This is a genomic window from Vibrio sp. 1F279 (assembly GCF_041439815.1).
In the GTDB taxonomy this organism is placed as follows: Bacteria; Pseudomonadota; Gammaproteobacteria; order Enterobacterales; family Vibrionaceae; genus Vibrio; species Vibrio tasmaniensis_A.
In genome coordinates, this window is the sequence record NZ_JBGOOU010000036.1 from 1 (window position 1) to 25739 (window position 25739).

The 25739-nt window shown below is 44.7% G+C and carries 22 protein-coding genes; 13 read left to right on the top strand and 9 right to left on the bottom strand.

Annotated elements, in window-relative coordinates:
• Positions 1-962 precede the first annotated feature (962 nt).
• The 4 genes from ACED60_RS20695 to hemC are packed head-to-tail and all read right to left on the bottom strand — an operon-like array spanning position 963 to position 5059.
• Positions 963-2144: a heme biosynthesis protein HemY gene (locus tag ACED60_RS20695; protein WP_054542665.1), complete on the bottom strand. Its 1182-nt coding sequence runs from the start codon at positions 2142-2144 to the stop codon at positions 963-965.
• Positions 2144-3370: a uroporphyrinogen-III C-methyltransferase gene (locus tag ACED60_RS20700; protein WP_371728359.1), complete on the bottom strand. Its 1227-nt coding sequence runs from the start codon at positions 3368-3370 to the stop codon at positions 2144-2146. The genes ACED60_RS20695 and ACED60_RS20700 overlap by 1 nt, the downstream gene beginning before the upstream one ends.
• A gap of 19 nt (positions 3371-3389) precedes the next feature.
• On the bottom strand, positions 3390-4118 hold the full coding sequence (locus ACED60_RS20705; protein ID WP_371728360.1) for a uroporphyrinogen-III synthase: 729 nt from the start codon (positions 4116-4118) through the stop codon (positions 3390-3392).
• Positions 4119-4120: 2 nt separating this feature from the next.
• Positions 4121-5059: a hydroxymethylbilane synthase gene (gene hemC, locus ACED60_RS20710; protein WP_009848205.1), complete on the bottom strand. Its 939-nt coding sequence runs from the start codon at positions 5057-5059 to the stop codon at positions 4121-4123.
• 344 nt (positions 5060-5403) lie between these two features.
• Here hemC and ACED60_RS20715 point away from each other — a divergent pair, with 344 nt between their 5' ends.
• On the top strand, positions 5404-7932 hold the full coding sequence (locus ACED60_RS20715; protein ID WP_371728361.1) for a class I adenylate cyclase: 2529 nt from the start codon (positions 5404-5406) through the stop codon (positions 7930-7932).
• Positions 7933-8003: 71 nt separating this feature from the next.
• Here ACED60_RS20715 and cyaY read toward each other — a convergent pair whose 3' ends face one another.
• Positions 8004-8318: an iron donor protein CyaY gene (gene cyaY / locus ACED60_RS20720; protein WP_371728362.1), complete on the bottom strand. Its 315-nt coding sequence runs from the start codon at positions 8316-8318 to the stop codon at positions 8004-8006.
• Here cyaY and ACED60_RS20725 point away from each other — a divergent pair.
• From ACED60_RS20725 to ACED60_RS20760, 8 genes are all read left to right on the top strand, one after another.
• Positions 8298-8510 carry a lipoprotein gene (locus ACED60_RS20725; RefSeq protein WP_009848208.1) on the top strand — a complete coding sequence of 71 codons (213 nt, stop codon included), beginning with the start codon at positions 8298-8300 and terminating at the stop codon, positions 8508-8510. The genes cyaY and ACED60_RS20725 overlap by 21 nt on opposite strands.
• A gap of 41 nt (positions 8511-8551) precedes the next feature.
• On the top strand, positions 8552-9805 hold the full coding sequence (gene lysA, locus ACED60_RS20730) for a diaminopimelate decarboxylase (protein WP_009848209.1): 1254 nt from the start codon (positions 8552-8554) through the stop codon (positions 9803-9805).
• Positions 9806-9816: 11 nt separating this feature from the next.
• Positions 9817-10647, top strand: coding sequence for a diaminopimelate epimerase (gene dapF, locus ACED60_RS20735; RefSeq protein WP_009848210.1), 831 nt, complete (start codon positions 9817-9819; stop codon positions 10645-10647).
• A gap of 43 nt (positions 10648-10690) precedes the next feature.
• A complete protein-coding gene (locus tag ACED60_RS20740) occupies positions 10691-11389 on the top strand; it encodes a DUF484 family protein (protein WP_371728363.1) in 699 nt (232 codons plus the stop codon).
• A complete protein-coding gene (xerC, locus tag ACED60_RS20745; RefSeq protein WP_086048531.1) occupies positions 11358-12290 on the top strand; it encodes a tyrosine recombinase XerC in 933 nt (310 codons plus the stop codon). The genes ACED60_RS20740 and xerC overlap by 32 nt, the downstream gene beginning before the upstream one ends.
• Positions 12291-12305: 15 nt before the next feature.
• A complete protein-coding gene (yigB, locus tag ACED60_RS20750) occupies positions 12306-13022 on the top strand; it encodes a 5-amino-6-(5-phospho-D-ribitylamino)uracil phosphatase YigB (protein WP_371728364.1) in 717 nt (238 codons plus the stop codon).
• Positions 13023-13187: 165 nt separating this feature from the next.
• The gene (locus ACED60_RS20755; RefSeq protein WP_371728365.1) at positions 13188-15686 is read left to right on the top strand and encodes an EAL domain-containing protein; all 2499 of its coding nucleotides are present in this window, start codon (positions 13188-13190) and stop codon (positions 15684-15686) included.
• Positions 15687-15877: 191 nt separating this feature from the next.
• On the top strand, positions 15878-18358 hold the full coding sequence (locus ACED60_RS20760) for an EAL domain-containing protein (RefSeq protein ID WP_371728377.1): 2481 nt from the start codon (positions 15878-15880) through the stop codon (positions 18356-18358).
• 179 nt (positions 18359-18537) lie between these two features.
• Here the strand turns inward: ACED60_RS20760 and ACED60_RS20765 are convergent, their stop codons facing one another.
• Complete coding sequence (locus ACED60_RS20765) at positions 18538-19134, bottom strand: tRNA-uridine aminocarboxypropyltransferase (RefSeq protein WP_371728366.1); 597 nt, start codon at positions 19132-19134, stop codon at positions 18538-18540.
• A 2-nt stretch (positions 19135-19136) separates the two neighbouring features.
• Positions 19137-20681, bottom strand: a complete 1545-nt coding sequence (locus ACED60_RS20770) for a COG3650 family protein (protein ID WP_371728367.1) — start codon at positions 20679-20681, stop codon at positions 19137-19139.
• 39 nt (positions 20682-20720) lie between these two features.
• Between ACED60_RS20770 and ACED60_RS20775 the strand changes: the two genes are divergently transcribed.
• Positions 20721-21188, top strand: a complete 468-nt coding sequence (locus tag ACED60_RS20775) for an EVE domain-containing protein (RefSeq protein ID WP_371728368.1) — start codon at positions 20721-20723, stop codon at positions 21186-21188.
• An 88-nt stretch (positions 21189-21276) separates the two neighbouring features.
• Here ACED60_RS20775 and ACED60_RS20780 read toward each other — a convergent pair whose 3' ends face one another.
• Together ACED60_RS20780 and ACED60_RS20785 are read right to left on the bottom strand one after the other, a co-directional pair.
• Complete coding sequence (locus ACED60_RS20780) at positions 21277-22104, bottom strand: Cof-type HAD-IIB family hydrolase (RefSeq protein WP_009848219.1); 828 nt, start codon at positions 22102-22104, stop codon at positions 21277-21279.
• 190 nt (positions 22105-22294) lie between these two features.
• Complete coding sequence (locus tag ACED60_RS20785; RefSeq protein ID WP_009848220.1) at positions 22295-23275, bottom strand: alpha/beta fold hydrolase; 981 nt, start codon at positions 23273-23275, stop codon at positions 22295-22297.
• Positions 23276-23356: 81 nt separating this feature from the next.
• Between ACED60_RS20785 and rhtB the strand changes: the two genes are divergently transcribed.
• From rhtB to ACED60_RS20800, 3 genes are all read left to right on the top strand, one after another.
• A complete protein-coding gene (gene rhtB, locus ACED60_RS20790) occupies positions 23357-23974 on the top strand; it encodes a homoserine/homoserine lactone efflux protein (protein WP_009848221.1) in 618 nt (205 codons plus the stop codon).
• A 45-nt stretch (positions 23975-24019) separates the two neighbouring features.
• The gene (locus ACED60_RS20795; protein ID WP_009848222.1) at positions 24020-25240 is read left to right on the top strand and encodes an EAL and HDOD domain-containing protein; all 1221 of its coding nucleotides are present in this window, start codon (positions 24020-24022) and stop codon (positions 25238-25240) included.
• 98 nt (positions 25241-25338) lie between these two features.
• On the top strand, positions 25339-25680 hold the full coding sequence (locus tag ACED60_RS20800; protein WP_009848223.1) for a metalloregulator ArsR/SmtB family transcription factor: 342 nt from the start codon (positions 25339-25341) through the stop codon (positions 25678-25680).
• Positions 25681-25739: the final 59 nt, after the last annotated feature.

Consider the following 25739-nt stretch of genomic DNA (forward strand, 5'->3'; position numbering starts at 1 on the left):
TGTCACGCCGGGGGTCGCGGGTTCGAGTCCCGTCCACTCCGCCACTTATTAGAAAAGCCCTGCTAGAAATAGCAGGGCTTTTTTACATCTCAATAAAAGTGTTTTGCCCTTCGGCCGAGTGAGTCCTACAAAGGGTTTGCCAGAAGTCCACAATCCCATCCATTCCGCTACTTATTAGAAAGCCTAGTCTGACGACTAGGCTTTCGTCGTTTCTGGGGTATGTATTTTAACTCTTGGCTTTGGCTTCCGTAAAAGGTTGTTTTGGCTAGTAATCGTTGAATCGACGATTGATTAGAAAGCTATGCTAAGCAATAGCCGGGCTTTGCGATCTAACATGACAAATTGATATTAATTAATAAGTTAGCAGGAGTTCTCTAAGTGGCTGTGGCTTCTTAATTACTTCTGTTGAGTGATTAAGCCGCGCTTTAAACTTCGGAGTTTTATTGTGTCTCAGCATTGATTTCGTCTAGAGTCTGAAACTCCGCTGCTATACATTCACTTCTTCAATCTTAAACTAAGCTATCTGATCGTTATTCCTTCAAAAATCTATATAAAGGTTGTCAGTCAGCTCAAATGGATTCTAAACAGCTTGTTTTATAATTGGCTAAAACTGCATACGGATAGCTCTAAAGTATCCCTCAGTGTTTTTTAGGAAACCTTGCGGGTGATTTCATGAGGATTTAACCTCATGACTTAAAATCAGTACTTATAAAGCATTAATAGCATTTGAAATCCAATGATCAAGATGTGTGACTTATGGATTGTTCCGAGCTAGGCAGGCCTTATTAAAAATGGACGGTGCTTCGGTCAGCAATAAGCTGGGTGTGGAGAAGGGATCTGGATGGAAGACTTTTACTACCATCTCTAGTGTTTGCTTATTGGTACTGAGGAAGTTATCGAAGGTAAACAGTAGATACAAAAAAGCCGATGCTTGGCATCGGCTTCATGTTAGTTGTGTCAGTTTAAGCTGGTTGAACGAGAGCGAGTGCCTTGCGAGAAACTTCGTGAGCAGCCTTCGTTAAGTTTTGCTTTTCTAGTGCATCAGATAAGTATCCGTAATCTGATACGTTTGAGCGAAGTGCTAGTGCTTTCTCGAAGTGGGTTTGTGCTTCTGACCACTTCTGTTCTCTTAGGTAGAACTGAGCCAATGCGCTGTGTGCTTCGGCATTGCCACCATCTTTACTGATGGCGCGCTCTAGCATCACAACGACTGGGTGGTGATCGGCAAGGTTAAGCTCTGGAAGCAACATGTAGAGCTCATTTGAACCACTCTTCGCAATGTTTTCTTTGATCACAGTGAAGGCTTCTGAGTCAGCTTTACGAGCGATCAGTTGCTTCACAAAGCAGGAAACAAGGTGAGAGCTTTGTTTCTGCTTTCTTGAAAGCTTGTTCCAATGGCTGATTAAACCTTCGCTACCTTGCTGCTGTGCCACATCGTGAAGCAAGCCGCATTGTGCTTTTTGTTCTAACTCAACTTGCTCATCAGCCGTAAGAAGCTTGTTTTTGGCTAGCTTAGGCGTTAACTCTAGTAATGGTTGCCAGAGTTTAAGCTGCATGTAGGTGGCTTTTAGTAGGCCAAGTACAGCGGTGTTATTAGGATATGTACCTTTTAAGGTCGAAAGTGTATCGAATGCGGCTTCGTAGTTCGACTCACTGATTTGTTGTTTTGCTTTAGTTAGCTCAACGGCTAGTAGAGAGTCCTCTTGCTGGCTAGCAAGTTCGATGTATTTATCACGCTCACTCGTATTACCTTGTTCATGGGCAGCTTGAGAAGCGACTAAATAACAAAGCAGAGGCATGTCGTGATGATTAGCCCAGCGAGTTACTTTCCTCTCTGCGCCTTTCCAATCACCTTCAAGAAGTTTGATGATGCCTTCATTGGTATAACGACGAGAACGTTTTAGTTTACGAACACTGAACCAGTTCCAAGTCGTCGAGCTTGCGTACATAAGCTTTTTGAATAGGTACTCCAAGCCGAATAGAGCAGCTAGAAGAGCAATGACAAAAATAACCAGTGTTGTCACGCTCATCTCAATGGTCTTATTTGCTATCGAGATCAGGACATAACCTTGCTGACCTGAGAACTGGGTACCGACAACTAATCCGGCACCTAGAACGAGAAAAAGAAAAATCCAGCGAATCATTATTTCTCCTCCGTGGTCATAACGGTCACTTCACGACGTAGGCGCTCACGTATAACATCTGACAACTCATTTTGAGACTCAAGTTTTACAGGGTATTTCACAGAGATATTCTGCTCACTTAACTGTTTAATCGCCTTCTCAAATTCGATCACTGAGTTGTTATCTTGGTTCAGGTACGCTTTCGACCACTCGCTAGCGGTATTAAGTGCTGCACTGTAGACATCACCTTGCTCTTTGTAGACAGCACGAATTGCGGTCTCTAATTTACCCTTGATATTCTCACGTAGGTAGAAGTGTTGCTCAGGAGAGAGTAGAGGGATGACTTCACCATCACGACTACGGAAGGTGATGAAGTTTTCTGAGAAGTCTTTCATCGACGTCATCAGGTTGTTCTGCCAATCATTAATATCTTTTGATACCGCTTTTTTCTCAACAACTGCAGCTTCTGGAAGAATTGCATTGGCAAGCGGTAGCGTATCGACTTGCTGTTGTAGGCTTGTGATGCGTAAAACTAAGCCATCGCGGTCGATAAGAGGGATAGTGCGAAGCTTAGTAATGTCATTGGTCATTGATTGGCGCAGTGATACTAAGCTTGGGTCATTTAGTGCGGCGATACGTTGATCGGCGCTTTCCATTAGTTTGGTTGCGCTAACGGCATCATGCTCAAGGAACAATTTACGACCTGCTAGTTTTACTAGGTAATCGGCCTCAGCAAGCAACCAGTCATTTGGTCGACGGCCTTTAACGTCAGCTACTGCTAACTGCAGGCTTTGAATACTCTTTTGTTGCTGGGATTGTACGACCTGAGTTTTCTCCACTGCGTGAGAAGCTTCTTGGATAGTCTCTTGCTTGATGGTTTGCAGGTCTTTATTTACTGCAGATTGGGTATTTTGCAGTTGTGTTTGAAGAGCAGCGATTTGAGTTGAGTACTCAGCGCTCTTTTGCTGCATTTGAAATGCGATGCCGCCACTGAAAATAATAGAAATAGCGATCGCAATAGCGCCTAGTTTGACACCGCGCTTACCTTGTTTTTCTGCTTTCTCGATTTGCTCTTTATGCTCAGCTTGAGGTTGTTCACTTTGAACCGTATTTGACGCAGAGGCATCAAGTTTTTGTTCAGGCTGTTTTGTCTCTGTAGATTCAGCTTTTTCGTTTTCAACAACTACTGGCTGAGTGTCTTGTTTCTTTTCAGGTTCAATATGCTCATTATTTTTTTTGCTTGTCATGCTTATTTCCTGTTTCTAGCTAGGGCCGGAGAGCAGCCAGTAATATTTGGTTCGTAGCACTTTGAGTATTGGTCACGTTCGAGAAACCGAGTTGTTGTGCTCGTTCTACTATGCGCTGGCTTGGGACAAATAGTTGTCTCGTTGAAAGCCAAGCCAAATACTCATCAGGGGTAATTGAGCAGAGATACTCCAATTGTTCCTGACTAGTGATGACAACTTTGGACGTTTTTTTGTTTATCCATGTTTGATAGATATTGTGATCGTTAATGGGAATATATTCTCTACGGTAGGTCTCACAATAAGAGACTTGTGCACCTCGATTGAGTAGAGAATCTCTAATGAGCTCACGCCCACCATTTCCACGCAGTATCAAAATGGATTTATTATCTACGCCATTAAGTTCAGTAAGTTTGAGAAGATGTTCACTATCACTCACTTTGGGATAGTTTACTTTTTGTTTACTAACTTTGCTTAAAACGTGCGCAGTTTTTTGACCAACACCAAGATAAAGCGGCGAAGTTGGCCAAATAGATGAAGTTTTCGAAAGGATGTTTTGGGCAGCGGTCACGGCGTGGTGACTGACTGCAATAATGATATCGCTGTTATTAAGCTGGGTGCTTAAATCCGATGAGTGTGGATTATCAACGATACGAATAAGCGGATGATGGATTGCTTGAATCCCTTCATCCGCTAGTTGTTGGCAAAGCGATTGTCCCTCTGAACCGGGACGAGTCACCAACACTGTCATGATTATTCTTGATCAGCGTAGAGCTTGGTTAAGATTTCTCTCGCGCCATCATCCAGCAATTGATTTGCCAGAGTAACGCCAAGTGCTTCTGCATCTTTGCGAAGGCCAGAGATCTCACCACGAACCATTTTAGAACCATCTGGTTCGCCTACTAATGCACGTAGCCAGATATTATCGCCATCTAATAATGAGTAGCTACCGATAGGAACCTGACAACCACCTTCTAGAGTTAGGTTCATTGCACGTTCGCATAGCACACGATCGGCTGTGTCTTTGTGGTTCAGTGGCTCAAGAAGCTTGATTAGACGTTCATCATCTAGACGACACTCAATACCAACAGCGCCTTGCCCTACAGCAGGTAGAGACTGTTCAGGTTCGATAAAGCTACGGATACGTTCTTCTAGCTCTAATCGCTTAAGGCCAGCTGCCGCCAGCACGATAGCATCGTATTGACCATCGTCGAGTTTACCTAGACGAGTACCAACGTTGCCACGCAGTTCTTTGATGATGAGATCTGGGCGGTATTCTAGCAACTGACATTGACGACGCAGGCTGCATGTACCTACGACAGCACCTTGTGGTAACTCATCGATGTTGTTGTAAGTATTTGATACGAAAGCATCACGAGGATCTTCGCGCTCACAAATCGTTACTAGACCTAGACCTTCAGGGAAGTCGACCGGTACGTCTTTCATTGAGTGAACCGCTAGGTCAGCACGACCTTCTAGCATTGCTACTTCAAGTTCTTTAACGAACAGCCCTTTACCGCCTACTTTAGCAAGTGGCGTGTCTAGGATGATGTCACCTTTGGTCACCATAGTTACCAACTCAACCTCTAAACCAGGGTGAGCAGCTTGCAGTGCATCCCTTACAAAGTATGCCTGCCAAAGGGCAAGAGGGCTTTTTCTGGTCGCGATACGGATTGGTGCTGAATTTGTCATGGTGTTTCCGATATAGGTTCTGTAATAGGCTAATCCTACCATTGTGAGGCGAAAATTCTTACTGTTTGATCATTCGATACTTTGATAGCAGAGGGAATTTCATGAGTTCACCAAAATAGTGTGATTGGTATCTCATTTGAAACATGGGCTATTATTAGAAATAGTCAATAAAGAGGACACTACGGCGCCGCGAGTTTTACTTTCAGTCATCAAGGGATTCGTAAGTATGACGGCGTCCTTTGCTTTACCGATAAGGGTAAAAGTGTTAAATTGATCACGTTTTGTTGCTGCTTTCGTTCAGTAACTAAACAGAAGTACACTTAATCTCAAACCAAGGACTTACCTTGCAGGCTTACACTCAAACTTTGATTCAACGATTAGACAATCTAAATCAGCAGCGCATTGATCGTGCGTTGGCGTTGATGAATGTGCAGGGCCAGCGAGTTTTTAACCTTATCCCCGCGCTGCTTCATTTCAATCATCCGATGATGCCTGGTTATTATGACCAACAAGTTCCTTTTGGAATTCGTAGCTTCACGCTTAATGAATTCCAAAAGCAATTTGTCTCTGATACTGAATTAACTCTGGGCGGAAAACTTACCGAGGCCGATGAACCAGCAATCTTGGGCTTGTACACCATGGGCAGTACTTCGTCTATTGGTCAAAGTACCTCAAGTGATCTTGATATCTGGGTGTGTGTATCTCCAGATATGGATGGCGCATCTCGCGATAGCCTGACCAATAAATGTCTGCTTATTACTGATTGGGCTGAAACCTTAGGGGTTGAAGCGAACTTCTTTTTGATGGATGAAGAGCGTTTCCGCTCGAATCATTCTGAAGAGATGACCGGTGATAACTGTGGTTCTTCACAGCACTTACTACTGCTTGATGAGTTCTACCGCTCAGCCGTTCGTTTGGCTGGCCAGCGTTTGTTGTGGCAAATCATCCCGCCAGAAATGGAGGAGTGCTACGACGAGTATGTCCAAGGTTTATGTAACGATGGTTATCTTGATTGCTCGCAGTGGATCGATTTCGGCAAGCTGAACAGTATTCCTGCTGAAGAGTACTTTGGTTCAAACCTATGGCAGCTCTATAAGAGTATCGACTCACCGTATAAATCGGTGTTGAAGGCGATCCTGTTAGAAGCTTATTCATGGGAATACCCAAACACCCAGCTTCTTAGTATTGACACCAAGCGTCGTTTCTTCGCAGATGAACCTGATCTGTATGGCATGGATAGCTACTATCTGATGCTTGAGAAGGTAACTCGCTACCTAGAACGTATCAACGACCATACTCGATTGGATTTGGTGAGACGCTGCTTCTATCTTAAGACCCACGAGAAGTTGTCACGAGATGCGGGTATTGGTTCTGTCGCATGGCGTCGTGAAGCCTTAACCGAGATGACTAAATCTTGGAACTGGGGACATGAAACCATTGCTGAGCTCGACAACCGCCGTAACTGGAAGGTTGAGCAGGTTAAAGTGGTGCACCATGCGCTGCTTGATGCCTTGATGCTGAGCTATCGTAATCTGATTCAATTTGCACGTCGTAACGACATCACTTCAGCTATCAGCCCGCAAGATATCAGTATCTTGGCACGTAAGCTTTATGCTGCGTTTGAGGTGTTGCCAGGCAAAGTGACGCTACTGAATCCACAAATATCCCCGGATCTCCATGAGCCTGATTTGAGCTTTATCGAAGTTCGTCAGGGTCAGTCAAATAAAGCGGGTTGGTACTTGTACAAACAGCCTTTGATTGCACATCGCATTCTCGGTCAGCCTTCACTTGAACACCATGAGTACTTGAGTAAATTGGTTGCTTGGTCGTTCTTTAATGGCCTAATTACAGAGTCGACGCGTTTGCACTCTGTGGTTCGAGATGCTCATATTGATATCGATAAATTTTATCAAATGGTGAGCGATCTACGTAATACCTTCTCTTTGCGTAAGCGTCGTCCGAGTATGCAGGCACTGGCGAGCCCGTGTGAGATCAGTCAACTGGCGATGTTCATCAACTTTGAAAATGACCCGACGTCTGAATTAAGTGGTCGCGCATTAAAAGTGGATCTTAAGAATGCCGATATTTTCAGTTTTGGTGAAGAAGGTAAGAGTTTAGTTGGCAGTGTCGATCTGGTTTATCGGAACTCTTGGCATGAAGTTCGTACACTTCATTTCCAAGGCGAAACCGCGATGTTGGACGCGCTGAAGACGGTACTGGGTAAAATGCACCAGGATGCGTTGCCGCCAGAGTCGGTCGATGTGTTCTGTTACAGCAAAAACCTACGCGGTGTGATGCGTAATATGGTGTATCAACTGCTTGCCGAGTGTATCGACTTGCGATTAAAACCAATTGAGCCAGAGAAACGTCGCCGATTTAAAGCAATTCGCCTGGCAAACAAAATGTTTGGTCTGTTCTTTGAACGTCGTGGCGTTTCGGTACAGATGTTGGAAAACTCGGTCGATTTCTATCGGAGTATCTCAACCAACAAGTTGAAGGGTTCTCCTTTACTGATGCTTGATAAAGAACAGGAGTATCAGCTACCAGAAGTGGTTGATGGTTTTGCGAGTGAAGGTTTAATTCAATTTTTCTTTGAGGATACCGACAAAGGTTTCAATATTTATGTATTGGACGAGTCGAATCAGGTTGAGGTATATCACCAGTACAGCGGTGAAAAAGATGAGATGATCGCAAGCGTGAATTCTTTCTACACTTCAGTAAAAGATGAGTCGAAGGTGTCGTCTAAGTTGATTAACTTTAACCTACCTCAGTACTACCAAATTGTTCACCCTGAAGAAGGTAACTCTTATGTGGTGCCATATCGTAACGATGCGACTTTAGCTTCTCGGAGCTCAAAGATAGTCAATATCTAATCTTACCAAGACTGATTGATATTAAAAAAGGAGTGATTGATTCACTCCTTTTTAGTTTTTCTTACAAATGATTAGGCCCAATTAATCTCTTCATCTGCGTGCTTTTCGCACTCTTCTTTGACCATCTCAAACAACGCCATGCCCGTCTTTGAACATGTCCACTTGTCGTCAACTAGCTTGAAGTGAAAGCCGCCAGATTTAGACGCTAACCAGATCTCACGCATTGGTTCTTGGCGATTGATGATAATTTGGCTGCGGTTTTCAAACTCCAACGTCATTACGTTACCAGTCACTTCATAATCAATATCTGCCTCTGATTCATCGATCGCTTCTTCGATGTTTTGCATCTGTATATCGACCAGCTTATGAAATTCAGTCTCGTTCATCCTTTCTATCCTATTGCTTTTCCTGAGTGTGGTGCGATTATAGGGGGCATTGAGTTAATAATCACGATGTGCAAAATGAAAAAACTAATTACCGCTTTGTTTATGGTGTCCGTTATTGGACTTTCTGGTTGTGGTCAAACGGGTCCTTTGTATGATCCTGATGAAGTTCAACAGACTGAACAATCACAATAAGTGAAACACGCAGAAATCGTTATTTATAAGGGATAAGAACTTTGGATTACTTCAACTATCAGGAAGATGGCCAGCTTTGGGCTGAGGACGTCGCACTTTCACAACTAGCAGAGCAATATGGTACACCGCTGTATGTATATTCTCGTGCCACATTAGAACGTCACTGGAACGCATTTGACTCATCGGTAGGTGAGCACCCGCATTTGGTGTGTTACGCCGTTAAAGCTAACTCGAATCTAGGTGTGTTGAATACCTTAGCTCGTTTGGGTTCTGGTTTTGACATCGTTTCTGGTGGTGAGCTAGAGCGTGTGGTTGCTGCAGGTGGCGATCCGGCGAAAGTTGTTTTCTCTGGTGTCGGCAAAACAGCCGCAGAAATGAAGCGAGCGCTTGAGTTGAACATTAAATGTTTCAACGTAGAGTCTGAGCCAGAACTGGAGCGACTGAATAAAGTGGCCGGTGAACTTGGAGTTAAAGCGCCGATTTCACTGAGAATCAACCCTGATGTTGATGCCAATACTCACCCTTATATCTCTACGGGTCTGCGTGATAACAAGTTTGGTATCGCCTTCGATCGTGCTCCTGCTGTTTATGCGTTTGCTAAAACACTCGATAACTTGTCTATCCATGGTATTGATTGCCATATCGGCTCTCAGTTAACGGATATCGAACCTTTCATCGATGCCACTGATCGCTTGCTTGCGTTGATCGATCAACTACGAGCTAACGATATCAACATCAAGCATCTTGATGTTGGCGGTGGTTTGGGGGTGGTTTATCGTGATGAATTACCACCACAGCCCTCTGACTACGCGAAAGCCTTGTTGGCTCGCCTAGACAATCATTCTGATCTAGAGCTGATTTTCGAGCCAGGAAGAGCGATTGCGGCTAACGCTGGTGTATTATTAACAAAAGTCGAGTTCCTTAAGCCAACAGAGCATAAGAACTTTGCCATTATCGATGCGGCAATGAACGACCTGATGCGCCCTGCACTTTACCAAGCTTGGCAAGATATTGTTCCAGTTAGCCCGCGTCAGGGTGAAGCTGTGACTTACGATTTAGTTGGCCCTATATGTGAAACGGGTGACTTCCTAGGTAAAGATCGTGACCTTGTTCTTGAAGAGGGCGATTTATTGGCTGTTCGTTCAGCAGGTGCTTATGGCTTCGCTATGTCATCTAACTACAACACTCGTTCGCGTGCGGCAGAAGTGATGGTTGATGGCGATAAAACTCATTTGGTTCGTCAGCGTGAAGAGCTTACGAGTCTGTGGGAACTTGAAAACATTCTTCCGGAGTAATTTTAAGCGTTATGCACTTCCACTTTTCTAAAATGCATGGTTTGGGCAATGATTTCATGGTCGTGGACTGCATTACTCAAAATATTTTCTTTTCTCCAGATTTGATCCGTCGTTTGGCGGATCGTCACACTGGTGTGGGTTTTGACCAGCTACTTGTAGTTGAAGCTCCCTATGATCCTGAAACTGACTTCCATTATCGCATATTTAATGCAGATGGCAGTGAAGTTGAGCAGTGTGGCAATGGTGCACGTTGTTTTGCTCGATTCGTTCGCATGAAAGGCTTAACGAATAAGTACAGCATCAACGTGAGCACCAAGAAAGGGAAAATGGTTCTTAAGATTGAAGACAATGATTTAATCACTGTCAACATGGGTATTCCTGAGTTCGAACCGGGCAAGATTCCATTTAAGGCGAAGCAGCCAGAAAAGACGTATATCCTAAGAACGGATGTACACACCTTGTTCTGTGGTGCTGTTAGCATGGGTAACCCACATGTGGTTACCGTAGTTGATGACGTCGATACAGCAGATGTGGATACCTTAGGTCCGCTGCTTGAATCTCACGAACGTTTTCCTGAGCGTGTTAATGCTGGCTTTATGCAAGTGGTTAACCGTGAAGAGGTTCGCTTGCGCGTCTACGAACGTGGTGCGGGTGAAACTCAGGCGTGTGGCAGTGGCGCATGTGGTGCAGTTGCTGTTGGTATAACACAAGGCTTACTGGCTGAGAATGTGAAGGTTCGTCTACCTGGTGGTGACTTACACATTAGCTGGCAAGGCCCTGGGAAACCTCTGTTGATGACTGGCCCAGCAACGCATGTGTTTGATGGTCAGCTTTCTTGCTAATAACGATATAACAAATAGATTTATAAAAAATAAAGGATAGGTTTTGTCTTACGTTGAAGGCGACACTCTGACTGCAGAGGTGGTTGCGGAATATTTACGTGATAACCCAGATTTCTTTCAAAACAGGAAAGATTTGGTTGATCGCCTTGCTATTAATAATGTTGAGCAGGGCGCTGTTTCTCTGGTTGAGATTCAGCTTAAACGTCAGCGTCATAGAATCGAAGAGCTGGAAGAAGAGATCACTGGCCTGATGTCACTAGCGGCGAATAACGATAAAACTTTCTATGAATTCATGGATCTGCAAACTCAAGTGTTGAAATGCAGTGACTTCATTCAGGTTATCAAGGCTGTTGAACAAAAAGCGTTGGAACTAGGGCTTAAGGCTCATGTACGAGTTCTCTCACAATTAGGTTTTTATCAGCTGAATGAAGAGCGTTACTCGAAATTTTCACTTAACCATTTCAATGGCAAAGATGCTTATCTAGGGCGATTGAGAAAGGCAGACAGACACGATTTGTTTGGTGATTATCCAGTTCCAGAGCTAGGCTCTTATGTAGTGCTACCCCTTGCTAAGCGAACTCCACTGGGTGTACTCGCTTTTTCTAGTGAAGATGGCGGACACTTCCAGCCTCATATGGACACGCTCTTTTTACGCCATTTAGCACTTGTTGTCGCTCATTTGGCGGACACCTTACCTTGGCAGATAAATAATGAGCCTAGAACCCAAAATACCTCTTCCTAATAGCCTTCAAAAGCCGCTTTCTCGCTTCTATGAATATCTTAGAAGTGAGAAGGGACTCAGCTTACACACCCAACGTAACTACAAACAACAACTTGAAACCATGGCCGCTCATTTAGTCACTCTTGGACTAAAGGATTGGTCTCAAGTCGATGCGGCGTGGGTAAGACAACTTGCAAGTAAAGGCATGCGCGAAGGAATGAAAGCGAGCAGTATTGCGACTCGCTTATCGTCACTGCGCAGCTTCTTTGATTTCCTTGTCTTGCGTGGCGAAATGACCGCCAATCCTGCTAAAGGGGTTTCAGCACCTCGCAAACAGCGTCCTTTGCCTAAAAACCTCGATGTTGATGAAGTCGGGCAGCTGCTTGACGTAAACGAGGATGACCCGCTATCGATTCGTGACCGAGCGATGATGGAAGTGATGTATGGTGCTGGACTACGACTGGCCGAGCTGGTCGGTATCAATCTTAAAGATGTGTTGGGTCGACAAGGCGAAATCCGAGTGATTGGTAAAGGCGACAAAGAACGCAAAGCGCCTTTTTCTGGTTTAGCGAAAGAGTGGGTTGATAAATGGCTCAAAGTTCGTGGTGAACTCGCTTCGCCGGGTGAGCCTGCACTGTTTGTCTCGAAGTTAGGGACTCGTATCTCTCATCGCAGCGTGCAAAAGCGCATGGAAGAGTGGGGCAAGAAGCAATCTGTCGCGAGTCACATCAGCCCGCATAAACTGCGTCACTCCTTTGCAACGCATGTACTGGAGTCGAGCCAAAACCTTCGTGCGGTTCAAGAGTTGCTCGGGCATGAAAACATCTCGACAACCCAAGTGTACACTCACTTAGATTTCCAACATTTAGCACAAGCTTATGACCAAGCTCATCCAAGAGCTCGTAAGAAGAATAAAGATTAGATTAAAGGTTTAACTATGCGAATTTATCGAGGGTTAAAGCCCATCAAAGCCATGACCTTTGATTTGGATGATACCTTGTACGACAACTGGCCTGTGATCATGAAGGTTGAGAAAGAGATGGCGCAGTGGCTTTATCAAAAGCATCCTGTGTCTGCTTCTCTTTCGTTAGAAGAGTGGCAAGGTATCAAACAGCAAGTCGCCTCTGAAAACCCAGCGTTAAAGCATGATGTCACCGTGTGGCGAGAAACACAGATTAAGCGTGGTTTGTTACAACTGGGGTATTCTCAGCAGCAAGCAGAACAAGCGGCTCGTGAAGGCATAGAACACGCCTTGTGGCTGCGAAATCAGGTGGATGTGCCACAAGAAACGCATCGAGTGATGGCTGAGCTGAGCCAACGTATTCCTTTAGTTGCGATTACTAATGGCAATGTCGACCCACATAAAATTGGCTTGGGGCAGTACTTCCAATTAATCCTTAAAGCCGGTCCTGACGGCAGAGCAAAACCCTACCCAGATATGTTTGATAGAGCTCAGCAATACCTAAATTGTGACGCTGAGAATATTCTCCATGTTGGTGATCATCTTAGAACCGATGTCTATGGAGCGAAGACAAATGGTTTCCAAGCATGCTGGTTTAATGATACTGGTTCCAATTTATATGATTTCCCTAAGGCAACAGTGCTGCCTGATGTTGAAATAGAGCAACTTAGTGATCTTATGCGATTAACTTAATGGCCGTAGTAAGCTTAATGTGTCGCATTTATGATATTGAATTGTTACATTAGTCACAATTAAATGCCTGTTTAGGCTAGGATAATTGGCGACTACTTTTGATCGAAATTTTTGATTCATAGTAGTGCGGGTTCTCATTTCACTCGATTTCGAACAAGGGTTGGCATGCAAACATTTACATTTCTCGCAAATACTGAGGAGTTATTTAAGTCTCAATTTGATCAGCGAGAGTGGTGTGACAGCAAACAGTACCTTATTCAAATTTTCTCTGCTCAGTCCTCTGATATCGCTCGTCGAATTGCCAATGCAGCCCTCAATCGCATAGGGCATGCGACGTTAATCGGTCAGAGCGCCCGTTATGTTATCTGTGATAACAGCCTGAAGCATGAATGTACCTTAGTCGTCGTCAGTGAATTTAACGATACCCATTTAACGTCTACAGTTCAGACGTTTACCGGAAACCCAAATCAAGACAGCCAAGATCTCGCTTCTCAATTAAACCTTACAGAAGAAACCAAAACGGTTATCAGCTTGTGCGATCAGGTTGAAGGGCGTGACTATCCTATTTATAGCGCCTTTGAGAGTTTACCTTACGCATTACCAGTTGCTGGTGGGCTGTGCCACGAGAATGAATATGGCCGTTGGGTTATGTATAATGAGCAAACCTACCAACATGCTTGTGTTGCGGTTGCATTGACTAACCCTAGCTTAAAGATTTGGTCGGACGCGTATTCTGAGTGGAATCCTATTGGGATGAAATTGCGAGTGACACACGCAGTTGGAAATCGTTTATATGCGTTGAATGACAAGCCGGCTATCGAGGTGTTCAAACATTACCTTGCTGATGGTAAAGATCTCCCTTTTAGTCAGTTGATGAGCTTCCCCCTGTATCGAGAGCTCGGCAGAAAGAAGTGCATCTCGACGCCTCTACGTATTAATGATGATGGTAGTATTGAGTTTGATAGCCCTTGGCATGTCGGCGAAGAGGCCCAGTTTTGTTATAACCATCCTTCTTTGACCGCAGAAAAAGTGCGTCACGGCGCTGAGATGCTTGCCGTGCATCAGCCTGAATCGGTGATCATCTATAACTGTGTATCTCGACTAGAATTTATCGACAGTAAACTTGAGCTCAAACCATTTGAAGGGATAGTAAACGCGTGTGGTGCATACTGCATGGGCGAACTATATCGCAACGACGATCGCCAAGAGATACTGCATCACAGCCTTACCTATATTGCGATGAGAGAGTCGGACGAGATTAATGAGTTTCGTTGCGAAGATTTCAAGCGAGACTCAACGGTATCGCCACTACTCAACTTAGTCAGAAATGCGGTCGCAGACCTCGACAGTATGAACACTCAGATGGAGAACAAACTCCATCAACAGGCACGTCGCTTAACTGAAAGCTACCGTATTGACTCTCGCACTGGGCTACCCAACCGTATTGTATTAAAAGAACGCCTCAATACGATTTTATTCAATGAACATCTGTTGACGCTGAAGCTGACTAATTTTCATCAAGTTAACGAAAAATACGGTTATCAAGTGGGTGACCAATTACTGCTTGATCTGTCGAATCATTTTGTCGACCGATTGCACCTTAGTGTGGCTAAGGAATCCAAGGTAAAGGTTGAACTGTTCAGTATTGGTGTCGGTGAGTGGGCAATTATCTTTAACGCGAGTGTCGATAGCGTGAAGATAGAGCAACGTTTCGTCGAGTTTGCTGATGGTATTGAGCATATTAATTTTGAGCCATATGGATTAACCGACATAGACTACCTTTCGGTTTCTCTGTGTGGTGGTTTCGCTAGTCGCTGTGATTTCTTAGCTGATAGCGGTGATGAGATCTTGTTGAAAGCGATTGAAGCTCGACGCTACGGGGTGCGGAACAATACTCACATCACTAATGCAAAAAACATTCAGGTGAGTGAGGAAGATCGTAAAGAACAACTAGGCTGGCTGAGCTGTGTAAGCCGCGCAATCTTAGATCAGAACATTATCACCTACTCACAGCCGATTGTGGCGTCTGGTACTCACGAAATGATTGGCCAAGAGTGCTTGGTCAGAATCATGGAGTCGGACGGTACCATTGTACTCCCTGGTAAGTTCTTACCCATTATTGCTGACACGCATCTCTATACTCGCCTTAGCCGGCACATGATTCGAAACACCATTGGCTACATGGCAAATAAGCAGAGTTCTTTTTCAATCAACCTATCCCCACAAGACTTACTGAGCGATAAGACGCTTGAAGTTCTCGAGTCAGCGATTAGTGGTATGAACGACCCCACTCGACTTGGTCTAGAGGTTCTCGAGTCTGAACAGATCAAAGATTATGGCCGCATGATAGAAGTGTGTGATCACTTCCGTGCTCTTGGGGCGAGAATCATTGTTGATGACTTTGGTTCTGGTTATTCCAATATTGATGAGATCATTAAACTTGAGCCGCAGATCATAAAGCTCGACGGTAGCTTGATTCGCAATATCGACAAAGACCCAAAGCAAAGGAATATCGCCTCTCAATTAGTACGCTTGTGTCAGGTGTTTAACGCCAAAACAGTTGCCGAATTTGTCCATAACCAACAGGTTTGTGAAATTGCAGAGCAAATGGGTGTCGATTATCTGCAAGGTTATTACTTTGGTGAGCCTAAGCGACTGTTTTAGTTATTAAAACCCTCAGACCTTAACGTTACTTGCTTTTAAAGTGCTTCACTGGCACTGATGATGGCTCTTTAGTGGAATGAATGATGTCTAACTAGCGTCACATTATTTATAAGACGATTGTAAGTATTCCGTGCAAGCTTTATCTATAATAAGCACAATAACAAATCATTAACGTAACGATTAATGTGAATATGCAATCGACCTCTTTCCAGATACAAGACATTAAGTGCACCCAGCGTGAATTGCAAAAGATAGATTTTCATCAACATGACAATCTACTGATTCAGGTGTTTTCTTCTTTCGAGAAAGATTCGGTGTTGGCTGCCTGCCAAGTAATTCAGTCGACTTTCCCCAACGCCAAATTGATTGGTTGTAGCGCTAATCACTACATCAGCCAAGGTGTGATCCTGCATAAAGGTCTCTATGTTATTGTTACTCGCTTTGAGGCGATGTCTTACACTTGTGGTGTTGTCGAATATAGCGAGCAGCCTCGACGGGATAGCCAAGCGATGTGGCAGCAGCTTGAATGTAATGCTGATACTCAAAGCATTATCTGTTTCGCCGATCGCTTGCAGATAAATAACCAAGATCTATTTTCAGCGTTTGAGCAGTCGATATATTCATTACCTATTTGTGGCGGTGCATCGACCATTACAGAGCATGGACGATGGGTGATGCTCGATGGTATTTGCTATGAAAATGCCTATGTCATGTTAGCACTGCACAGTGTTGAACTCGCAATTACTAAGGGGTATTACTGCGAATGGAACCCCATTGGTCGTACCTTCCGAGTGACTGGCGCTCAAGATAATCGGCTAGCTGAATTGGACGGTATACCTGTCCGAGAAGTCTATAATCGTTACCTCGCTGACGGTCTCGAAATCCCTTTTGAGCAACTGTATAACTTCCCCTTGATGGTCGGTGAACCCAAAGACCAGAACACTCACTTACCGCTCAAGGTAACAGAGGGTGGAGAGATAGAATTCAGTGGGTCGTTTCAAGTTGGTGATGAGGTGCGGTTTTGTTATGACCATCCTTCATTGACCCTAGAGCAAATCCGATTGGGCGTTCAACAGATTGCTTCCCATAAACCAGAACAGTTTTTTATCTACAACTGTACCTCTCGCATTGATTTCATTGATGGCAACCAAGAGGTTGAGGTTTTCCAAGCATTAGCGGACACCTATGGCGTGTACTGCATGGGAGAGCTCTATCAAGATAATGGCCAGCAACGAATTTTGCATCATAGCCTCACTTATCTTGCGCTTAGGGAAGGTGAAGGCAAGGCGGTATTACCATTAGAGACACAACCCGCGACCAATATTTCCCCTCTGTTTTCATTGATACGAAATGCTCTGCTTGATGTCGATGACATGAACAACAGCATGGCGAGTAAGATTCAACAGCAAGCGACCGCATTGACCGCGAGCTACCGAATTGATCGCCGTACAGGTTTACCTAACCGAAGCGTACTGCGTGAAAAACTGTCAAAAATGAGTACCGATAGTCATTTGTTGGCTTTGAAAGTCACGACATTTGGCCAAATCAATGAGAAGTATGGCTATCGAGTCGGTGACAAGCTTCTGCATGATTTAAGCGAGTATTTTCAAAAGGCGCTGTGGCAGTTCTTTGATGAGGGGTGTCAGCTCTATAGCATTGGTATTGGTGAGTGGGCGGTGGTGTTTGATAGCTGGGTGGGGCAAGAACATATTCATCAGCGTTTTTCTGAATTTGCAGACCAAACGGAACATGTGAATTTTGAACCAACGGGGTTGCCTGATATTGATTACCTGTCGGTATCCATCTGTGCGGGCATAGCCAGCCGTCGAGATTTTCCTACGACCTCGATTGATGATTTGTTGTTGAAGGCGATTGATGCTAGGCGCAGCGCCGTGAGTCAGAACAAGCATCTAGTGAGCGCCAAGACGCTCATTCAATTGGAGAAGCATCGCCAAGAGCAGCTTGGCTGGCTGTCGTGTGTCAGTCGCGCGGTGCTTAATCAGAATATTGTGGCGTGCTCCCAACCTATTGTCTCGGCGCACAGCCATCAGGTAGAAAGCTATGAGTGTTTGGTCCGAATTGAAGAGGACGGTCAGTTGATTGCACCGGGTAAGTTCTTGCCAATCATTGAAGGAACGCATCTTTATACACGTCTGAGTCGACAGATGATAACGCGTACCTTTGATTTTATGAGTCAGCGAACCGATTCGTTCTCAATTAATCTAGCGCCACAAGATTTCAGCAATGAGAAAACCATTCTTCACCTTGAGCAGGCCATCAAAAAAATCAGTCACCCACAACGTATTGGCTTGGAGGTGTTAGAGACGGAACAAATTCAGGATTACGGTCGCTTGATTGAGGTGTGTAATCACTTCCGTGATCTTGGTGTGAATATTATTGTGGATGACTTTGGTTCGGGCTATTCGAATATTGATGAGATATTGAAGCTAGAACCACAAGTCATAAAGCTTGATGGCAGTTTGATTCGCAATATTGATAAAGATAAAAAGCAACGCAAGATCGCTCAGCAGTTAGTGAGCTTATGTCAGATTTTGAATGCTAAGACGGTGGCAGAGTTCGTTCATAACGAGCAGGTGTGTCGAATCGCAGAGGATATGGGTGTCGATTACCTGCAAGGTTACTACTTTGGTCAGCCTCAACGCTTATTCTGATAGGGAGAGTAAAATCTCTTTTCAACGAACAGCTAGAGTGTGCGTTTCACGTGAAACATTAAATGGTTCAATAGATTAAAGTACGATGTAAAAAGGGTGAGCTCATGGCTCACCCTTTTGTTTTCAGTATTTGTCCCGTCCCGAAATGTGTCTGTTGTCTTCCCGCGCTCTTGCTTGATCTATTTGAGAGCATGACCACATTTGTCGGCGTGGAATACTTTTAGATACTGTTGGTAGTAGTCATCAATGAGCTTGGCAGGTTCGCTTTCACCTAAAGATTTGAGCAATTCAATGCCCACTTCGCAAGTACACAAATGGCCACTGTCTTGATTGCGGCGCAAGGTGTAAGAGGATTCGCTGGTGATGTCGAGATGAACTTGTGGGACTGCTTGTAACCACGAGCTCTTGTTAAGCATCTTCTTCGCTTCTTGCCATGTGCCATCCAAAATGATGAATAGCGGTTTACGATTCTGGGCTTGGGTCATCACAGCTTGCTGACACTCGATGCTTTGATCACTTGGGAATAACAGAAACGGTTGTCGTGTTTCATCTTCAAGCAGTGCCATTAGCTCCGCTGGTGGTGTTTTCCTTTGCCATACCAAGGACTGACACTGCTCAATAGATTGCTGAAGCAGCTTTCCGGTGTTGGTGTCTCGCGACAGCTCATTCTCATGAGTCAATAGTACAAGATCAGTTTGGCTTTCAACCGTCGGTATTAGATGACAAACGCACTGGTGAATGAAGCCACAACCGGGGCAAGCTTGTTGGTTACTCATGTTTACAGCTTCACTCCACTTTGTACGGGTGAGATGCCATCAGCAAACAAAACCACATCGCTGATATCAGCATCATCTGTAACGGGTGCAACACTTGGGTTTAGCGGGTAGCTGACACCAGAGTAGGACAGTGTGTGTTTCGCAGCTGTTGCACCGCCGCCACTGACATTGAAGATCAGATCCTGCCAGCCGTGGTTTTGCGATTTACCTAAGCGTATGTCGCCCTTAACCAGTGTCACTCGGCTATTGAAGCGCCAGTTATCTTGATGGTTTTCGAAAATCAGCAGTGTACAGCCACCCGAGCCACACCAGTCCAGTTGAGCAAACAACTCTTCCTTGCCGTCACCGTTGAGGTCGTAGGTTAGCCAGCGGTACTGAGTGTTGTCTGGATCGGTATTGTTGATCTTAAAATACTCACGGATCGCTTGGTCGACTTTATGATCAAGTTGATCACTGGAGTTAACCTGCTTTGCGGTTAGATCTACGGCCGTGGTCGTATTCACCTGCGCCTGTTCACTCTTGGCTTCAAATAACACCAGACCGCCATTGGCAATCGGGTAGACAACGTTGCCCACTTTCTCTTTTTCAGCGACCAGCTTGCCGTTATCGAGCGTGAAGATGCGCTCGGAGATTAAATACTGTTGCTGGTGGCGAGTCATAACCACTTGTACCTGATTTTGGTTCAGTTGCTGCCAGAAGCCCTGCTCAACAATAGAAGGGTCTCCATTGCTGTACGAGTATGTCGTAATGGCGCTGTGGTCATCGTTGAGCTCAAGGTTGATAGAGAATCCAGTGTTCTGCGTTGAGCTCGCGAAGTAGAGCCCACTCCAGTCCAGCGTTGAGTCTTGGTTAGAGACCGTTGCACAGCCATTATAGTTACTGTCATTGAGGTTAAGCTTGGCATGCCATCCATAGATAGAATCACTCATACCGTCGCTACAGCTCTCCTTCGTAAGGTTGAGTTTGCCTTGTGCTGTTTTACCCTCTAATTGGTAATCACGACTGCTTGGTGTGGTGCGGCTCGATTCAATATCGAGGAGCTGTGGTTGTTCGCCCATCTTGGTGTATTTGAGCTGGTCTTTATCGAAGCTTGCTGACCAGAAGGGTTCATTACCGAATACTCGTGTTGAACGCAGTGGTTGGTCACAACGATTAGGGTTTTCTGCGGTTAGGATATTCACTTGATCAACCACGAAACGTGCCGTGAAATCTGCGTTATACCCGGTTTGGCTTGGCACGGTTAGGTGACCAATCAGCTCGCCGTATAAAGCTTGGTAAGGTCTCGTTGAGAGCCCTTGTGCTTCTAGCGCTAACTCTGGAGGTAAGTCTAACCAGTATTGTTGTTGGCTGTCGCAAGGAGTGAAGGTTCGACTTTCGTGACCAACCACCACCTGACCACGCATGATGAAGGTTTGCGGTTGAATGCTCAGTGGCTCATCCAAGGTTGCTGGTGGTAGTTCTGGCTTTTGGGGGGCATCTGGCGCTGTGACACAGCCTTGTAGTGTGAATACGACTAGCCATGTCACTGGGTTTTTCATTACCTTCATGTTATATCTTCCTCGGAGCAACCGTTAATTGGATTTATTATGGCATATTGGTTATTTAAAACAGAACCCGACACCTTTTCTATTCAGACTCTGAGAGTACAAAAAACCTCTTGTTGGGAGGGTGTACGCAACTATCAGGCTCGAAACATGATGCGTGATGACGTTAAGCTTGGAGACTTGGTGATGATATACCATTCATCATGTAAAAAAGTTGGCGTGGCGGGGATCGCGAAAGTAACCAGAGAAGCCTACCCAGACCACTTTCAGTTCGACTCAGAGAGTGATTACTACGACCCTAAATCTTCGCCCGATAATCCGCGCTGGATAATGGTTGATGTTGAGTTTGTGCGAGTGACTGAGCGCTTGATTCCTTTGGCAACACTTAAAGCCATGCCTGAACTGTCAGAAATGCCACTGGTTAAACGGGGCAACCGATTATCGATCATGCCGGTTACCGAACAAGAGTGGCAGGCAATATTAAGTAAAGAAGTACTGGGTTCTCGATAGCGTTAGAGAGAGCTTTTTACGTAAGGTTCAAAAAAGGCAGCCAGGTGGCTGCCTTTTTATTTATTCAGATCTCTTCGACGAGACGAGATTAGAGCAGGTGCTTTTCTAGATAGTGAGCAACGGCGTCGTCTGCGTTGCTGCCAATCACTTCATTGTCTGGTAGAGCTTTCATCACTTTTTCATGTGATGTGCCCATGATTAGACCTTTACCCGCCATCGCCAGCATCTCTGCGTCATTCATGCCATCACCAAAGGCAACACAGTTATCCAGTGTTAGGTTCAATGATTTCGCAACAGCGTCTAAGGCGTGGCCTTTAGATACTTCAGCGGCCATCACTTCTAAACACCAAGGTGTTGAGAAGGCGATGTTCAGTTTGTCTCCAAACGCATCTTTTAGCTTTTGCTCAAACGTGACCAGATATTCGTGGTCTTGCTCTGGATGTGTGAAGAAGACTTTAGCAATGCCGTCGCTTGGGGCATTATCAGCTTCAAATCGCTTGTAGCTAAAGCCAGACTCACTATGGAACTTAGCGAGCATTTCGTCTTCACGGTCGAGTAGCCAATCTTCATTCTGGTACATATGAATAAAGATATTTGGATCTTGGCGAACAATATCAATAACCGGTTGAACTAATTTCTGAGGGACGTCCTGGCTATACATCAGTTGATCGTTCTGGTCGTGCACGCGAGCACCGTTTGACGTGATCATGTATGCCGGAATCCCTGCAATTTGACGAATCCCTGCTACGTCGACGTGATGGCGACCCGTAGCGAAGATAAAGGTGTAACCTTGCTCGTGTAACTTCTTAAGCGTTAGTTTGGTAAAGTCGCTTAGCTGATGGTTGGGAGCCAAAAGCGTACCATCTAAATCAGAAGCAACAATTTTCACGGAATCTTTAAGTGCAGGAATAGTCATTTAACCCTCATTGCAAAATGCTTAGCAAATATCAATACTAGCCAACGCTAGCATCGTTTTAACCACAATATCTCTAGGTGGAAATTGTATGCCAATTTCATGCAAGAAAAGAGGGCAAAGCTCACTTACTTCTCTTCCTCTTTAGCGCTTATCTTCTTGGTCGGTTACTTAGCCTATTAGCTTATTCGATCTAGGCAAAAAACTGATTGATAGCATCCAGTGTGTGATTACGGTATTCATCTTGCTCAAACAGTACCTCATGCCTAGAACCCTCAATCACCTTAAACTGGCAATCAGAGTTGGTTTTTTTCAGCTTATTGATGAACTTCACTTGAGCATCGTTACTCACAATCTTCTCTTCCCCTGCCTGAATCAATAGCAGTGGGATCTTGATTTGACGAGTTTGTTGTATTGCCTGCTTGGCTGCCATTAACCCTTGCCATACCCAGCGAGTACTTGGTCCGCCAACCTGCAAAGAAGGGGAACCGTCATATAAGCAACGGAACCACTGATAGCGCACCTTACTGTGGCTTAATAAGTTATTTTCGAAGGGCTTAGAGTAATACGCCTGTTGCCCGGGGGCATAAGTCGGCTTGGCATAGAAAGCGGTGAGAGCTTGCCCAACAAGCATTGCGATAGGCTTGAAGTACCATTCAGTATTGATCCCAAACATCGGAGCGCACAGAGTGACTTTGTCAAACGGGTGGTTGGGATGAGTTTGCAAGTAGCGAGTGGCGATTGTACTGCCCATCGAATGTGCGAGCAGGTAGCGATTGGAATACTTGCTAAGATCAAAGCTGGCAATAATGTCAGACATATCTGATACGTAATCATCAAACTCGTGAATGTGACCAATGTCAGAGTCTGTTACCATACGTTCCGACTGACCTTGACCTTGGTGGTCAAATGAATAAACGTCATAACCTTGCTGATAGAAATCATAAAAGAGCTCTTGGTATTTTAAGCAGCACTCGATGCGACCATTTGAAATAACAATAGCTTTGGTGTGTGTCGGAGAAGTTAAGCTACACCAGTACAACCTTTTTTTACCGGATGATGTAACATAACCATCCTTTCGTTGTTGCCAAAGGGTGGAGATCGGGTGTTTAATCGCTTGCTCGAACTCAGGTTCTTGCGTGTATGAAAACAGGGTGGCACTGTGGTTTTCCATGGGAAATTACCTGAACTGATGCATGTGAGAGCGTCATCGCTACTAATGTTGTTAGATTAAAGAACTAGTAAGGAAATGCAAATGGATACTCATGTTTGGCTTGCTTATGTCGTCACGGCGATTTTGTTTAGTTTGGCACCGGGCTCAGGTACCGTTAACTCAATCAGCAATGGGCTCAGCTATGGCACCAAGAAGTCACTTGCGTCGATCGTAGGCTTACAGCTCGGTCTTGCATTTCATATTATGCTGGTGGGAGCGGGTATTGGTGCACTAGTGGCAAAATCCGCCTTGGCATTTACCATCATCAAATGGGTGGGCGTGGTTTATCTTCTATGGTTAGGCATTCAAAAGTGGCGTGATAAGTCTAGCTTGGTGGCTTCAGAAGAAAAATCAACGCTATCGAGTGGCAAGCTGCTCAGAAATGCAGTGCTTATCAATTTGACTAACCCAAAATCTATCGTGTTCTTAGTTGCTCTGTTTCCGCAATTTATCGATCCGACACAACCGCAAGCACCGCAGTTGTTGGTGCTTGGAGTGACCACTGTATTTATTGATAGCGTGGTTATGTTGGGTTACACCTCATTAGCTTCACAAATGGGACGTTTTATTCGCTCAGATCGCATAATGGGTAAGATAAATAAAATATTTGGTGGTATGTTCATGGGTTGCGGCGCTTTGCTGGCTGCTGCCAAAGCTTAATGAAAGTAATAGAGTTATAGTTAAATCAATTAGAGTTATCAATAAATGACCGCTACGTACGTTGCTCGACAACCTATCTTAAACCGTAACAAGAACACGCTTGGTTATGAGCTGCTGTTTCGTGACGGTGATAGGAATGCCTACCCCGCGCATATTGAATCTAATCGAGCAACGTATCGCCTGATCGTTGAAAACTTCTTGTCAGTTGGGCTTAACCCTTCGATCCCATCTTCACGCTGCTTTATTAATTTTCCGTATCAAAGCTTGATTCGTCGTCTTCCAATGAGCTTACCGAAAGATAAGGTCGTAGTTGAGATTCTTGAAACCTGCCAACCGACCGATGAGCTGTTAGAGGTAATCAAAGAGCTTTATCAAGCAGGGTATATGATTGCCCTAGATGACTTTACTTCGACACCTGAGTGGGAACGTTTCCTTCAATATACGCATATTGTTAAGCTTGATATCATGCAGATGGGGTTGGATGCGGCGTGTGAGTTAGTCAAAAAGCACGAAGGGAAGAAGTATAGTTTTCTTGCTGAGCGGGTTGAAACGGAACAAGAGTTCCAACAAGCGAAAGAAGCAGGGTTTAAGTTTTTCCAAGGCTATTTCTTTAGTAAGCCAGAAATCATAAAGACTAAGTATATTAGCCCAGAGCAAGTGATAGCGATGGAGCTATTCCAAGAGGTCTGTAAGCCGGATGTCGACTTCCAACGTGTTGAAAGCATCGTCGCGAAAGATATTGCCTTATCCTATAAGCTTCTGCGCTTTGTGAATACTATGTCACCCCGCCTTGAGGTCACCATCTCTTCATTTCGTCAGGCCTTGGTTTATTTAGGGCAAGAGAAATTGAAAATGTTTGTCTCGCTAGCAGTAGCGTCTTATGTCTCTGATAAAAAGCCCAAAGAGCTGTATGGCCTGTCTTTGCAGCGTGCGCAGTTTTGCCAACGGATGTCTCGTTACCAAGTATTTAAAGGGCATACTGAACAAGCCTTTATGATTGGTTTGTTCTCATTACTTGATGCGTTGCTCGATCTGTCGTTAGAGAACTTAATTGAACAATTACCGTTATGCACAAGTATTAAGGTCGCCTTGCTGCGCAGAGAAGGTCCATATGGCGCATTATTAGCGCTTGAAGAAAGTTTCGAACATGCTGATTGGCAAAAGATTGATGATCATTGTGCTGATCTAGGGTTGAACGTGGAACAAGTGAAAACAGAACTCACTGAAGCTCGACGCTGGAGCCATATTGTTACCAACAAACTCTGATATTCTTCGTTAAACTTTTATGACAATGAAAACGCACGCCTTGACGTGCGTTTTTTTACAACTAATATATATGCATATCCATATATGAGTATGTAGTTATGCTTCCTCACCAATTTTTTAAATTACTGTCTGATGAAACGCGAGTGCGTTGCTTAATGTTGATTGTGCGCCAAGAGTGCTTATCTGTTGGTGAGTTGACTCAGGCATTACAAGAAAGTCAGCCAAAGATTTCCCGCCATCTTGCGCAGTTGCGTTCAAACGGCATTTTAACTGACGTTCGCCAAGGGCAGTGGGTGTTCTACCGTCTGTCACAAGATTTACCGGGTTGGATGCTAAAGTTAATTGATGACCTTATCGCATCGAACTGTTTGAAAACTGAATACCAACAGGATATTGAGCGCCTAGAAGCCATGACTTCACGCCCTCAATGTTGCGTTTAAATACATTTAAATTTATTGCCAAAATCGTTGAGATTGCAGTTAGGCACTGCGGCTTCAAA

Excerpts from the sequence above, each read along its gene's own strand:
- xerC (WP_086048531.1), top strand. The coding sequence starts at position 11,358 with ATGAGCCTAGAACCCAAAATACCTCTTCCTAATAGCCTTCAAAAGCCG.
- ACED60_RS20765 (WP_371728366.1), bottom strand. The coding sequence starts at position 19,134 with ATGAGTAACCAACAAGCTTGCCCCGGTTGTGGCTTCATTCACCAGTGC.
- yigB (WP_371728364.1), top strand. The coding sequence starts at position 12,306 with ATGCGAATTTATCGAGGGTTAAAGCCCATCAAAGCCATGACCTTTGAT.
- ACED60_RS20755 (WP_371728365.1), top strand. The coding sequence starts at position 13,188 with ATGCAAACATTTACATTTCTCGCAAATACTGAGGAGTTATTTAAGTCT.
- cyaY (WP_371728362.1), bottom strand. The coding sequence starts at position 8,318 with ATGAACGAGACTGAATTTCATAAGCTGGTCGATATACAGATGCAAAAC.
- rhtB (WP_009848221.1), top strand. The coding sequence starts at position 23,357 with ATGGATACTCATGTTTGGCTTGCTTATGTCGTCACGGCGATTTTGTTT.
- ACED60_RS20760 (WP_371728377.1), top strand. The coding sequence starts at position 15,878 with ATGCAATCGACCTCTTTCCAGATACAAGACATTAAGTGCACCCAGCGT.
- ACED60_RS20780 (WP_009848219.1), bottom strand. The coding sequence starts at position 22,104 with ATGACTATTCCTGCACTTAAAGATTCCGTGAAAATTGTTGCTTCTGAT.
- ACED60_RS20700 (WP_371728359.1), bottom strand. The coding sequence starts at position 3,370 with ATGACAAGCAAAAAAAATAATGAGCATATTGAACCTGAAAAGAAACAA.
- ACED60_RS20695 (WP_054542665.1), bottom strand. The coding sequence starts at position 2,144 with ATGATTCGCTGGATTTTTCTTTTTCTCGTTCTAGGTGCCGGATTAGTT.
- ACED60_RS20725 (WP_009848208.1), top strand. The coding sequence starts at position 8,298 with ATGAAATTCAGTCTCGTTCATCCTTTCTATCCTATTGCTTTTCCTGAG.
- ACED60_RS20800 (WP_009848223.1), top strand. The coding sequence starts at position 25,339 with ATGCTTCCTCACCAATTTTTTAAATTACTGTCTGATGAAACGCGAGTG.
- ACED60_RS20770 (WP_371728367.1), bottom strand. The coding sequence starts at position 20,681 with ATGAAGGTAATGAAAAACCCAGTGACATGGCTAGTCGTATTCACACTA.
- hemC (WP_009848205.1), bottom strand. The coding sequence starts at position 5,059 with ATGACAAATTCAGCACCAATCCGTATCGCGACCAGAAAAAGCCCTCTT.
- ACED60_RS20705 (WP_371728360.1), bottom strand. The coding sequence starts at position 4,118 with ATGACAGTGTTGGTGACTCGTCCCGGTTCAGAGGGACAATCGCTTTGC.
- ACED60_RS20775 (WP_371728368.1), top strand. The coding sequence starts at position 20,721 with ATGGCATATTGGTTATTTAAAACAGAACCCGACACCTTTTCTATTCAG.
- dapF (WP_009848210.1), top strand. The coding sequence starts at position 9,817 with ATGCACTTCCACTTTTCTAAAATGCATGGTTTGGGCAATGATTTCATG.
- ACED60_RS20795 (WP_009848222.1), top strand. The coding sequence starts at position 24,020 with ATGACCGCTACGTACGTTGCTCGACAACCTATCTTAAACCGTAACAAG.
- ACED60_RS20785 (WP_009848220.1), bottom strand. The coding sequence starts at position 23,275 with ATGGAAAACCACAGTGCCACCCTGTTTTCATACACGCAAGAACCTGAG.